The 13,324-nt window shown below is 74.3% G+C and carries 7 protein-coding genes; 3 read left to right on the forward strand and 4 right to left on the reverse strand.

Annotated features, from left to right (window positions below; translation table 11 throughout):
- Nucleotides 1-20: 20 nt before the first annotated feature.
- The 3 genes from IAG44_RS42560 to IAG44_RS44085 form a co-directional block, all read right to left on the reverse strand.
- Nucleotides 21-1,358: a jacalin-like lectin gene (locus IAG44_RS42560; protein ID WP_187752355.1), complete on the reverse strand. Its 1,338-nt coding sequence runs from the start codon at nt 1,356-1,358 to the stop codon at nt 21-23.
- A gap of 222 nt (nt 1,359-1,580) precedes the next feature.
- Entirely contained in the window at nt 1,581-4,799 is a 3,219-nt protein-coding gene (locus IAG44_RS42565) for a S8 family serine peptidase (RefSeq protein ID WP_187752356.1), read from the reverse strand.
- 87 nt (nt 4,800-4,886) lie between these two features.
- The gene (locus tag IAG44_RS44085) at nt 4,887-5,534 is read right to left on the reverse strand and encodes a helix-turn-helix transcriptional regulator (RefSeq protein ID WP_246563233.1); all 648 of its coding nucleotides are present in this window, start codon (nt 5,532-5,534) and stop codon (nt 4,887-4,889) included.
- A gap of 285 nt (nt 5,535-5,819) precedes the next feature.
- Between IAG44_RS44085 and IAG44_RS44445 the strand changes: the two genes are divergently transcribed.
- Nucleotides 5,820-8,072 carry an ATP-binding protein gene (locus tag IAG44_RS44445; protein WP_281404344.1) on the forward strand — a complete coding sequence of 751 codons (2,253 nt, stop codon included), beginning with the start codon at nt 5,820-5,822 and terminating at the stop codon, nt 8,070-8,072.
- Nucleotides 8,073-8,247: 175 nt separating this feature from the next.
- On the opposite strand, the gene IAG44_RS42580 is transcribed toward IAG44_RS44445, so the two are convergent.
- Entirely contained in the window at nt 8,248-9,243 is a 996-nt protein-coding gene (locus IAG44_RS42580; RefSeq protein ID WP_187752358.1) for an NAD-dependent epimerase/dehydratase family protein, read from the reverse strand.
- 231 nt (nt 9,244-9,474) lie between these two features.
- Between IAG44_RS42580 and IAG44_RS42585 the strand changes: the two genes are divergently transcribed.
- Nucleotides 9,475-10,560: a DUF8189 domain-containing protein gene (locus IAG44_RS42585; RefSeq protein WP_187752359.1), complete on the forward strand. Its 1,086-nt coding sequence runs from the start codon at nt 9,475-9,477 to the stop codon at nt 10,558-10,560.
- A 27-nt stretch (nt 10,561-10,587) separates the two neighbouring features.
- A complete protein-coding gene (locus IAG44_RS44450; RefSeq protein ID WP_281404331.1) occupies nt 10,588-13,323 on the forward strand; it encodes an AAA family ATPase in 2,736 nt (911 codons plus the stop codon).
- The last annotated feature ends 1 nt before the right edge of the window (nt 13,324 follow it).

A 13,324-nucleotide genomic window follows, 5' to 3' on the forward strand; every position in this document is an offset into this window, starting at 1 on the left:
GGCCCTGCCCGCCGCAGGCGTCAGCGCTTCGTGTAGATGAAGCCGACCTTGTCCAGCTCGTCGTCCGCGCGGCCGTGGAAGCCGGCGATCTGCCAGCCCGCCGGGGCGGTGCGGGTCACGCAGTCGGAGGTGGTGGTGCCGCCCGCGAGGGTACGGCCGAGGCTGGTGGTGAACTTCAGGGAGAAGACCCGGGTGTGGTCGTCCTTCGACCCCTGGCAGACGACCGCCGACGCCACGTACTCGCCGGACGCCAGGGTGAGGGAGGACGCCGTGCCGCCCGTACCGCCGTGCGTCAGGGTCGTGCCGTCCGAGAGGGTGAGGCCGACCTGGTCCACGCGGGTACCGGCGCGCAGGGAGATCGCGGTGGCGCGGGCGCCCGCCGCGACCTTCGGGAGGTCCTGGTAGTAGTCCCCGTGCGGGCCGCCGAACTGCTCACTGAGCTGGAAGTCGGGGTTCTGCGACCAGGAGAAGCCGACGGCGATCGGGTCGTGGTCGGAGAGCATCTTGCCGTCCGAGGTGAGGAACTTGGCGTGCTCGTTGTTGTACGACGTCGCGTTGAGGGTCACCAGCTTGCTGCCCCGGTACAGGACCTTGTCGACGACCTCGCACGTGTTCGGGACGGTCGTGCCGGTCTGGTCGCACACCAGCGCGTCGCTGCCCTTCGCCGGCGGGGTGCCGCCGCGCACGAGCTTCACCCACGCGTCGGTGAGGCCGTTGGCGGTGGCGAACTCGCGGATCGTGTCGGCGGCGCGCGTGTACCGGGTGTTCGTGTCGCCCATCACGACGACCGCGTTGCCCGCGGAGTGGCTGTTGATGAACGAGGTGAGCTGGCTCAGGTTGTCCGCGCGGGACGCCTGGTCACCGTCGTTGGTGCCCGCGTTGGTGTGCAGGTTGTAGAAGTCGACGTACACCCCCTCGGCGAGCCGCTCCCGCATGAAGGTGAAGCCCTTCGGGGTCAGGCAGTCACCCGAGTCGAGCTGGCAGGAGTTCCACCGGCCCCGCTCGAAGTCGTCGCCGTCCCACGCGAAGTTCGAGACGGTGTTCAGCCCGCTGCCGATGCCGGCGCCCCCGCTGGTCGCCGTGCGGAACGGGTGCGTGTCCGTCTCGTACAGGCGGGCGTGGTAGTTGAAGTCCTCCTGCACGTTCACGATGTCGTACGGCGCGATCCGCCGGCCGATCTCGGCCGTGCTCGGGTCACGCGGCGTCGGGGCGCTGGACAGCGACTCCGGGAGCCCGGCGACGTTGTACGTGAGCACGCTGAAGCTGCCCGAAGCGGCGGCCGACGCCGGGGTGGTGGTCGCCGTGAGCGCGCCCACGGCCGCGGCGGCGGTCGCGAGACAGGCGAGGAGTCTGCGCATGGGGAAAAGCCTCCTGGGGGGGTGATCGACTGCGACAGTGTCGAGGTCATGTCAGAACGGGGGGTGTCGTGCAGGTCTGATGTCCGTGAAGCGGAGGTTTCCGGATGGACGGCTGTGACGGAAGAGGCACGGCACACCAATATGGAGAAGCGGCACGCCAATGCGGAGAAAAGAAGGGGCCCGCCCCCTCCACGGGGGCGGGCCAGGCGGTGTGAGGAAGTGTCAGCCGACCGTGTAGGCGTACGGGATCCCGGCCAGCACGGACCCGGTCTTCTCACCGGACGCCGGCGTGTACGTCTCGACGTACAGCGTGCCCCGCACCACCGCGCCGACCGGCGCGGACGGCGTGACCGTCGCCGTGAGGGTGACGCTCCCGCCCGCCGCGACGAACACCGGGGTGACGGTGGAGCCGGGCTGCCAGAAGTCACCGGTCGTGGAGGACACGGCGGTGTCGAAGGACTTGGTGCGCGCCGTGAGGGTGACGTGCCCGGTGCCCGTGGGAGCTGGCGCGGCACCGAACGGCCCGGCGGGCGTCAGCTCGGTGTACCAGTCGCCCGGCGTGACCCCGGCCGCCGACAGCGAGGCCGTCACGGTGTTCCCGGCCCGCGCGAACCCGACGACGTCCGGGGCGACCGTGGTGTGCGCCATCTCCAGGTCGACCGGCGAATCGGCGGTGCCGACGGCGGTCAGCACACTGGTGTGCCGGGGCACCCGCCAGGTCGCCGAATCGGGGAAGGGCAACTGAGCGGTGGCCGAGCCGCCCGTCGGCGTCAGCGCGAGGTCGGTGTCCGTGGCGAGCCGGGGATCGAGGAACAGGTAACGCCCGGCGGGACCGGTGTTGCGCACCCGCACCGTGACCTCCTGTTTGGCGCCGCGCGCCAGCCGGTGCGCCTGCTCGGCGGGCAGCCCCGACGCCGTCACGTCGACCGTGTCGTAGCGGACGTGCCCGGTGACCTGGTCGGCGAAGTCCTTGCCGCTGACCGGGTTCGGCAGGACCACCAGCACACGCCAGCGCCCGGCGGCGGGGGAGACGGCGGTGAGGCTCGCGACGCCCGTGGGCGTCTTGCCGTCCGTGCCGGTGAGGTTGGTGTCGCTCGCGGCGATCTGCCCCTGCGGGTCGACGAGGTAGAACGCGAGCGTGGTGCCGGGGTCCTGGGCGGCGAGGTCGACGCTCAGGTCACGGTGGCCCGCGGGCACGTCGAGGTCGTAGCCGGTGACCTGGCCGACGAGCCGGCCCACGCCCCCGGTGACCGTCGTGGTGAACGAGTCGCCGAGCAGCGTCCGCCGGGCGACGGGCACCGACAGGTGGGTGCCGTCCGCCGCGTCGAACTGGAGGGACGCGGGCGCGTCACCGGCCTCGGCCGGCAGCGGCACCTGGACGTCGAAGTCGGCCGTGGCACCCGGCGCGATGGTGCGGGTGCGCTGCGGCACCCCGGCGGAGGCGAACGCGTGCCCGGTGAACCGGAGCTTCACCGGGCCCCGGTAGGAGCCGGGCTTGATGGGCGGGTCCGCGAGGTGGGCGCGCCCGTTGTTCCACACGACCTTCGCCGTCCAGGTCCCGGCGACCGGGTGGTGGACGCCGACGTGCTGGTAGTCGGTGTAGTTGCCGTACCCGTCGTAGTCGTACGACATCTGCGTGAGCCGGCCCTCGGGGTCGACGAGGAACAGGGACAGCGTCCCGGAGTCCTTGGTGCCGGGCCACACCATCTCGGCGTCCAGCAGCGGCGTGCCGGACGGCACGTCGAAGGTGACCGGCGCCGCCGCGAGCGCGCCCTCGGGGGCACCGGTGTCCAGGGGGTCGCCGACGGTGGCGGTGCGGTCGGTGCGGAACGTCTCGGCGCCGACCGCGCGCGAGGTCATGGTGACCTGACGGGCCTGGGAACCGGTGTTGGTGAGGGAGACCGTGGCGGCCTGGACACCGCCGCCCGTACCGGTGACGTTCACCTGGCTCACGGAGGGCACCAGCCCGCCGTCGCCCTGCGCGGCCCGCACCGCGGCCTCGGTGTCGAGGAGCCCGGCACCCTGTTCGTCGGCGGGGGAGTCCAGGTCGGTGGCGGTCCCGGTGAGGAGCCGCTTGACGAGACCGGGCGCGGGGCGCGCGCCGCCGTGGGCGTGCTCGTACGCCTCGATCACCAGCGCCGCCGCGCCCGCGACGAACGGGCCCGCCTGACTGGTGCCGCCCCACACGAGGGTGTCGCTCGTGCAGCCCGTGTAGTGCGGATCGACCGTGCACGGCGCCATGCCCGCCTGCGCGGGGGCGACCAGGTCGACGAGCTTGCCGCCCTGCGTGGTCCCGCCGGAGGAGAGCGCCGCGATGTCCCCGCTGGTGTACGCCGGGTAGCCGTACGCCTGGGCGAGCAGCCGGAAGGAGTTGGTGCCGCCGACCGTGATCGCGTCGGGGTCGCTGGCCGGCGCGGAGATGGTGCCGGAGGTCCCGGAGTCGCCGCTGGCGTGCACCACGGTCACCCCGGCGGCGACGGCCGCGCGGATCGCGAGGCGCAGCGGGTCGGCGGCCGTGTCGGGAAGCGCCCCGTAGTCGGTCGACACGTTGATGACGTCGGCCTTCACGTTCCAGACGGCGTCGTCGATGGCCCGCGCCATCTGCGACAGCCAGCCACCGGAGTGCTCGCCCCACACCTTCAGGGCGACCAGATCGGCGTCCGGCGCGAAGCCCCGGATGCGGAACGTGCACCCCTTGGGCAGCCCGGAGTGCGGCAGCTCCGTCGCCAGGTCGTAGGTGCGCGCGCCCTGCGCGGCGATGGCTCCCGCGTCCCCGAACGCCTCACCGCCGTCGGTGTGGTCCTGGGTGCCGTCACCGGTGAAGTCCCGGACGGCGGAGATGACGTGGGAGCCGTCGGGGCGCACGAACTCCGGGTTGGCGACGTCGATGCCGTCGCTGAAGAACGCCACCTTCACGCCCTTGCCGGTGGCGAGCCGCTGCGCCGCATCAGCCCTGGTGAGGTGCAGCGCCTCGGGTTCCACGAGGGGCCGGGCGGGATCCGCCGGGCACAGCCCGGACGCCGCCGCGGCCCTGGGGGCGGCCTCGGCGGCGCTCGCGGCGCGGCGGGGGGCGGGGATCCAGCGGTCCGGGACGACGGAGGCGACGGCGGGATCGGCCGCCAGCCGGGACCGCTCGGCCGGGGACACGGTCGCCGCGACGGCGTTGACCGCGCTGAGCCGGTGCAGGTTCTTCGCGCCGCTGTCCTTCAGGGCGCGCACCAGGGGGAGTTGGTCGTGGTCGAGGGCGTCGGCGCGCCGGGCCGACTCGGCGCGGGGCAGCAGCCCCGCGTGCTGGTCGCGCATCACGACGATGACGCGCTGCGACGGGGTGACGGAGGCGAGCGCCTGCGCCGATGTGGGGGGTATCACGCCGCCTGCCGACAGGCAGGACAAGACGGCAGCCAGAGCGGCGCCGCCGGCGAGTGCGGTTTTCTTGCTCACCTGACGATCTTTGATCGGCAAGGTGAAGATCGTCCCACCGCGGCGTCAGTTTTCCGCAAAGACAGGAAAGGAAGGTGATGGGCATCCTCAGGCGGGCGCCGCCGGACCGGGCACGGCCGCGGCGGAGCGCACCTGAGGAGGCCAGCACCCGGGGACGAGGATGCCCAGCGCGTAGGCGCGCGCGACGAGCGCCGGACGGTTCGGGGCGTTCAGCTTCCGCAGCATGCTGCCGACGTGGTACTCGATGCCGTGGCTGCTCAGCCCCAGCCGCGAGGCGAGCTGCTGGGTGGACAGGCCCGCCGCGAGCCCTTCGAGGACGTGCGAAGGAACCCCGGTGAGCGCCGGGGGCGCCGGAAGCAGCGGGACCGGGACGCCGTACGGGGTGTCGGGGCGGACCGTGGCGACCGCGACGCACTCGGCGCCGGACAGGCGGACGCCCTCGGACAACCTGACGCAGGTGACGAGGCAGTCGACCACCTCTCCGTCGGCGTCCACCATCGGCAGCAGGGCGCTGAACTGCGGCCGGGTACCGGAAAGGAGCCGGTCGAAGTGCTCGCGCAGCGACGGCCGGGCCGCCTCCTGGAACAACAGGGGAAACGGTGTGCCGGCCACGTCCGGCGAGGCGCGCAGGAACCGGTCGCGGAACGCCTCGTCGGCCCCGACGACACACAGCCGGCCGTCGACGTGGACCACGCCCAGCGGGGGACCGGCGGGCGTCGGGCGCGGTGCGGGCAAGGCGGTACCTCTCTCGCGGCGGAGAACACATGTCCGGTGGGCCGGTATGTTCGCACGGCCGACCCGCACGCCAGAAGGTCCGGCAGGCGATCCCCGGCTGGTCTTTTCACTGAGTGGAATGAACTTCCCGAAAACGCTCCCCGCCCGCGCGACACCGCACAAGCGGAACGGCCACCAGGCAGCCGGCACACGGCCGGCCCGCAACTGACGCGTTCCCCTCTCACCCGAACGTCCCCGACCGGTGCGAGAGTTGGCCCGTCACCGCGCAGGGACCGGGGGTTGCCGATGCTCGACGAGCTGCTGCGCGGTCACCGGCGCAGACTGGGCCTGTCCCAGGAGGAACTGGCACAGTGGTCGGGCGTCAGCGTCCGCACGATCAGCCACGTCGAGACCGGCCGCATCACCAGGCCACGCCCCGCGACGGTACGGCAGCTCGCCGACGCGCTGGGCCTGCGAGGACAGCCCCGCGAGGAGTTCCGTGCGGCCGCGACCGGAACCGCCCCGGCACCCGTACCGAGCCAGCTCCCGCCCCCACCGCCCGCGTTCACCGGCCGCACCCGGCACCTGCGGCAGCTCGACGCGCTCCTCGACGACGCGGACCACCCGGGAACGGTTTCGGCCATCGTCGGCACAGCCGGCGTCGGCAAGACCGCCCTCGCCGTGCACTGGGCCCACAGCGTCACCGCCCGCTTCCCCGACGGCCGGCTGTACGTGAACCTGCGGGGCTTCCACCCGACGGCCCCCGCCGTGACCCCCGAGGAGGCGGTCCGGGGATTCCTGACCGCCCTCGGCATCCCCGCCGAACGCGTCGACCGCGACCCCGGCGCCCGCACCGGCCTCTACCGCAGCCTCCTCGCCGGCCGCCGCGTCCTCGTCCTGCTGGACAACGCCCGCGACGCCGAACAGGTCAGACCGCTCCTGCCGGGCGCCCCGGGCTGCCTCACCCTCGTCACCAGCCGCGACCGCCTCACCGGACTCGTCGCCGCCGACGGCGCCCGCCCCCTCGTCCTCGGGCTGCCCGCCGAGGACGAGGCCCGCCACCTCCTCGCCCGCCGCCTCGGCGCCGCCCGGGTGCTGGACGCGCCCGACGCGCTGGGGGAGATCGTCACCCGGTGCGCCCGCCTCCCGCTGGCGCTCGCGGTCGTCGCCGCCCGCGCCGCGATGACCCCGCAGTTCCCGCTCGCCGCCTACGCCCGCGAACTGCGCGAGGCGGGCGCCCGCCTGGACCCGTTCACCGCGGACGACCCCGCGACCGACGTCCGCGCGGTCCTGTCCTGGTCGTACCGCAGGATCAGCCCCGAAGCCGCCCGCCTGTTCCGCCTCTTCGGCCTGCACCCCGGCCCCGACCTGTCCGCGCCCGCCGCCGCGAGCCTGGCCGGCACCCGCCCCGACACCGCCCGCGCCCTGCTCGCCGAACTGACCCGCGCCCACCTCCTCGACCAGCCCGCCCCCGACCGCTGCACCGCCCACGACCTGCTGCGCGCCTACGCGGCCGAACTGACCCGCGCCCACGACCCGGACGACGACACACGCGCGGCGCTGCACCGGCTCCTCGACCACTACCTGCGCAGCGCGACCACCGCCTCCGAAGCGATCAGCTGGTACCGCGACCCCGCCCCCCTGCCCGCCCCCGACCCGGCCGTCACCCCCGAGACCTTCACCGGACACAGTCAGGCGCTCGCCTGGTTCACGACGGAACTGCCGAACCTGACGGCCGCCGTCCACACCGCCGCCCGCACCGGCTTCGAGACCCACGCCTGGCAGCTCGCCTGGGCCCTGGTCGCCTTCTTCGACCTCGCCGGACACTGGACCGAATGGGCCGCCACCCACGAGACGGCCCTGCGGGCGGCCCACGCGATCGGCGACACCGTCGGCGAGGCCCGCACCTGCCGCAACCTCGGCCGCGTCCGCTCCCGCCAGGGCCGGCACGAGGAGGCCGTCACCCGGCTCAACCGCTCCCTGCGGCTGTTCCGCGACCTCGACGACCCGGTGGGCCAGGCCCACGCCCTGCGCAACCTCGCCGTCGTCCAAGGCCGCCTGAACCGCCCCGCCCAGGCGCTCGACCACGCCTGGCAGGCCCTGCCCCTGTACCGGGCCGCCGGCCACCGGGTGGGGGAGGGCCGGGCCCTCAACCAGATCGCCTGGTGGCTGTCGCTGCGCGGCGAGCACCGCGAGGCCGTCGCGTACGGACGCCAGGCCCTGGAACTCCTCCAGCACCTCGGCGACCGCGACGGCGAGGGCGCCACCTGGGACACCCTGGGCCACGCCCACCACCTCCTCGGCGACCACCAGGAGGCCGCCCGCAGCTACCGGCACGCCCTGCGCCTGCGCCGCGAACGTGGCGACCTCGCCGAAGTCGCCGACACCCTCGACCACCTGGCCGCCACCCACCGCAGCGCGGGCGACCCCGCCGGCGCCGCCCTGCGCTGGCAGGAGGCCCTGGACATCCTCGACCACCTCGGCCACCCCGACGCCGACCGCGTCCGCGCCCGACTCCACGAGACCACCGAACCGGTACCCGACCCCCACCACCGCTGACCCGCTCCCGGACGCCCCGGGGTGCTCGGCAGGGCCACGGCCACCGCGCCCGACGAGGACGCCCCTGCACGCGAGTTCACGCGAGCGCCCCCGGAAGCCCGCCCACCGCCCCCGACCCATTCAGCCCCGATCCGCCCCGCTCCACGCCAGACCGCTCAGCCCCGAGCCGGACACCTCACCGCGACGGCCTCCCCCGCACAGCCTCCGTCAGGGCGAACCACTCGACCGTCCGCTTCAGCCCCTCCGCCAGCGCGACCCGCGGCTCCCAGCCCAGCCGGCTGCGGGCCCGCCCGATGTCCGGCCTGCGCCGCCGCGGATCGTCCGGATGGGGCGCGACATGCGCCAGCGGGGAGCGGCTGCCGGTGATCTCCACGATCAGCCCGGCGAGTTCGAGGACGGTGACCTCGTGCGGGTTGCCCAGGTTGACCGGGCCCGCCTCGGCGCTGTCCAGCAGCGTGATCAGGCCGTCGACGGTGTCGTCCACGTAGCACAGGGACCGCGTCTGACGGCCGTCGCTCATCACCGGCAGCGGCTCGCCGCGCAGCGCCCGGGTGATGAACGTGGGCACGACCCGCCCGTCGTCGGCGCGCATCGACGGGCCGTAGGAGTTGAAGATGCGGGCGATCCCCGTGTCGAGGCCGAACTCCTGGCGGAACGCGACCGTCATCGCCTCCGAGAACCGCTTCGACTCGTCGTACACCGCGCGCGGCCCGACCGGGTTGACGTTGCCCCAGTACTCCTCGGTCTGCGGATGCACCAGCGGATCCCCGTACACCTCGGACGTGGACGCCAGGAGGAACCGCGCGCCCTTCTCGCGGGCCAGCTCCAGCATGTTGTACGTCCCGTGGCCGCCCGCGCGCAGCGTCGCGACCGGCAGCTCGAAGTAGTCGACGGGCGAGGCGGCGCACGCCAGATGCGCGACCGCGCTCACCGGGCCCCCGACGGCCAGCGGCTCGGTGACGTCCGCCTCGACGAACCGGAACCCGGGATATTCGGCCAGGTCGGCGACGTTCGCCAGGCGGCCGGTGCACAGGTTGTCGACGCACACCACCTCACGGCCCGCGCCGAGCAGGGCCCGGCACAGGTGCGAGCCCAGGAAACCGGCACCGCCGGTCACCACGACCCGGCCGGCCCCGGACGGGGCGGCTGTCGGTCTCGGAACGTCACTCATGGTCGACTCCCTGGGATCCCCCGGCGGCGGCCGGACCGGCACGGCCGCCTCTCCACGTCCAGAGTCTGAGGGATCGTCAGGCACCGGTCCAGACCGCCGCATCGCCGGGCAGCCGCCGCCGGTCCTCCAGTTCGCTGTGAGTACCCGATCGGTGCGCTGGGGGACAACCACCGCCACCCGGACCCGGTGATCATTCCGACCGTGGAGACCACCCGAGAGAAAAGACCCCCCATGCACACCCTCCGCAGACGAGGCACGCTCACCGCGCTGCTCGCCGCACTCTTACTGACGTTCGGCCTCGCCACCCCCGCCTCCGCCGACGAAGGCCGGTGGTTCAACCTCGGCGGCGACGCACGGGCCCAGTCCGCGTCCTACTCCGTCGTCATCGGCGGCAACCTCTACGAGGTCGTCCGGGGCAGCGACAACAACATCTGGTTCCGCTACAACAACAACACCTGGCGCCCCCTCGGCGGCTTCGAGACCGCCCGCACCTCCTCCCCGCCCCGCATCATCGAGTTCCCCGCCGGCCGCGCCCTGGTCGTCATCCGGGGCATGGACTCGGAGATCTGGTACGCCCAGGCCAACAGCGGCTCCGCGAACTTCTGGACGAACTGGCGCCAGTTCGCCACCGAGAACTCCGGCGCCTGGGCGATGGGCAGCCCCTGGCTGTCCCTCAGCGTCATCGCCGGCACGACCGGCCTGCGCATCGACGTCCCGCGCTACGACGGCCGCATCAACTACCGCTACATCTACGACTTCAACCTCCCCAGCAGCGGCGACATCGCCCCCACCCAGGGCAGGGGCTGGTACTTCGCCCAGGGCTTCCAGCTCGCCGGCACCTCCCGCGACATCGAGGGCGAGAGCCAGATCGCCCTGTGGGGCTACGGCTACCCGGAGTGGCAGAGCTACTTCACCGGCGGCAACGGCCACGTCTACCGGGCCCGCACCGACCAGCGCAACGGCCAGGTCACCCAGGTCAACGAGGTCCCCGGCGGCGCGGAGTGCGACAGCGGCGTCGGCTCCGGCAGGCTCGGCAACCCCAACCGGGTCGTACGGCCCGGCGACGGCGGCTACCGCGAACAGCAGACCGTCATGCTGTCCTGCGTCGGCAACGACGGCTACGTGTGGATCAACTACTCCACCGACGGCGGCCAGAACTGGGCCGGCTGGCGCCACGCCTCCGACTCGCCCGCCCCCACCACCGCCACCCCGGCCGTGAACTCCACGTTCAGCGAGTTCACCCTGACCATCCGCTGGAACGGCGCCCGCAGCACCCGCTACCCGAACAACGCGATCGTCGGGAAAAAGATCAGCTGACCCCGTCCGAGGGGCGATCATGGAGCGGTGGCTGTGAACACCGAAGGGCACGCGATCGGCCGTGACGCCGAACTCGCCCGCATCCAGGACGCCGTGACCCACGGCCGGACGCTCCTCGTGCTCGGCGAGGCCGGCACCGGCAAGACCCGGCTCCTGACAGCCGCCGCCGGCCTCGCCCGCGATGACGGCAGCACCGCGCTGAGCGCACAGGGCAGCGAGGCGGAGGCCCACCACTCCTTCGCCTCGCTCCACCAACTCCTGCTGCCCCTCCTCGGCCACCTCCCCGCCCTCCCCGCCCACCAACGCGCCGCCCTCGACACCGCGTTCGGCCGCGTCCTCGCCGACACCCCGCCCGACCCCATGCTCCTGCGCATGGCCGTCCTCACCCTCCTCACCGAGGCCGCCCGCCGGCACAGGCTGCTGATCACCGCCGACGACGTCCAGCACATCGACCGCGACTCCCTCGACGTCCTCGCCTTCGTGCTGCGCCGCACCGACGGCATCCCCGCCCTCCTCGCCGCCCGCGGCCACACACCCCCCGACGGCGTCCCCGCCGACCTGCCCACCCTCCTGCTCGGCCCCCTCGGCGAGCGGGCCGCCGCCGAGCTCCTCGACGCCCAGCCCCACGCCCCCACCGGCCGCGCCCGCAGCGAACTCCTGCGCCAGGCCCACGGCAACCCCCTCGCCCTCATCGAACTGTCCCGCGCGGCCGCCACCGGCGTTCTGCCCGGCGGCGGCCTCCCGCAGTCCCAGCGCATCCAGCACCTGTACGCGGCCCGTCTGCCCGCCCTCCCCGACACCACCCGCCGCCTCCTGCTGTACGCGGCGGCCTCCCAGTACGACGACCTCGTCACCGTCATGGACGCCGCCGGCACCGGCCCCGACCTGACGGCCTGGGCGCCCGCCGAGGACGCCGGCCTCGTCACCGTCGCCGACGGCCGCGTCGTCTTCCGCCACCCCCTCGCCCGCGCCGGCTGCTACCACGCCGCCCCCGCCCACCAGCGCCAGCAGGCCCACCGCGACCTCGCCGCCGCCCTCACCGACGACCCTTCCCGCCGCGCCTGGCACCTCGCCGCCGCCTGCCCCGGCCGCGACGAGACCGTCGCCGCCGCCCTGGAGGACACCGCCCGTCTCGCCGAACGCTGCGGCGGCTTCCACGCGGCCGCCCGCGCCCTGCAACGCGCCGCCGAGTGCAGCCCCGACCCCGCCGACCGCGCCCGCCGCTACGCCAAGGCCCTGCACGCCGCCACCAACGCCGCCGACCCCTCCTGGGTGCGGGAGCTGTACGGTCAGGTCACCGCCCTGACCGCCGACCGCGACGTCCTCGGCATGGCCGCCTGCGGCGTCGCCATGGCCCTCTCCCTCTCCGGCCACCAGCGCCAGGCCGCCCAGGTCCTCACCGACGCCCTCGACCCGCCGCCCGCCTCCGGCACCACCGTCCTCGCCCTCACCAGCGTGCTGGGCGCCGTCGCCTACCAGTCGGGCCTGCCCGACCTGCGGCCCCCCGTCACCCGCTTCCTCACCGGCACCGGCGAACGCGACGGCGACACCCCCTACTCCGAACTGTCCAGCCACGACAGCCGGGCCGCCGTCCGCGCCACCACCCTCTCCGCCGCCGACCCCACCCAGGCCCCCGCCCTCCTGCACGGCATCCGCCGCCGCGCCCACACCGGCGAACCCCCCGACCAGGTCGCCGACATGACCTGGACCCTCGGCATCGCCGGCGCCGCCTGGTACGCCGACGAACACGACCTGAGCGTCGAGACGTTCCGCCAGGCGTACGCCCGCCTCAGCGCGTACGGCGCGATGGGCCCCGTCGCCCCCACCCTCACCGCCATGGCCGGCGCCCTCATCGACACCGGCCGCTGGACCGAGGCCGAGGAACACCTGGAGCGCACCGCCACCCTCGCCGCCGTCCACGCCCTGACGTTCCTGCGTGCCGACGTCGAGGCCCTGCACGCCACCCTGCGCGCCCTGCGCGGCGAACCCGCCGACCCCGGCCCCGCCTGGACGGCCGTCGACCTCGACGAGAACCGCGCCACCCACGCCCGCCTCCTGCGCGCCGCCGCCACCGCCGCGACCGCGGCCGGCGACCACGAGAGCGCCCACCGGCACCTGCGCCGCCTCTTCGACGACGACGGCACACCGCTGCACTACTTCCTCTCGCCCCGCTCGATCGCCGACCTCGCCGCGGCGGCCCACCGCACCGGCCGCCAGGAGGAGACGGCGCCCCTCGTCGACGCCGTCCGCGCCGCCCTCGGCCCGCGCCCCACCACCCGCACCACCCTCCTCCTGCACCACGCCGCCGCCCTCACCGGCGACCCCGCGCACACCGAGCACCACTTCCGGCTCGCCACCGTCAACCCGGCCGCCGACCAGTGGCCCCTGGCCCGCGCCCAGGCCCGCCTCCACTACGCGCAGTGGCTGCGCCGGCGCCGCCGCCCCCTCGACGCCCGCCCCCTGCTGGCCGTCGCCCTGGAGACCTTCACCCGCCTCGGCGCCGCCCCCCTCGCCGAGGAGGCCCGCGTCGAACTGCGCGCCAGCGGCGTCGCCACCGCCCCCGCCCGCACCGACCCCCTCGCCGGACTCACCGCCCAGCAGCGCGAGATCGTCCGCCTCGCCGCCCGCGGCTTACGCAACCGGGAGATCGCCGAACAGCTCATGCTGTCCCCGCGCACCGTCAGTTCCCACCTGTACCAGGTGTATCCGAAACTGGGCGTGAGCAGCCGCAACCAACTCCGGGACCTCGTCCAGGATCCGTGAA

It is taken from the genome of Streptomyces roseirectus (assembly GCF_014489635.1).
GTDB lineage: Bacteria > Actinomycetota > Actinomycetes > Streptomycetales > Streptomycetaceae > Streptomyces > Streptomyces roseirectus.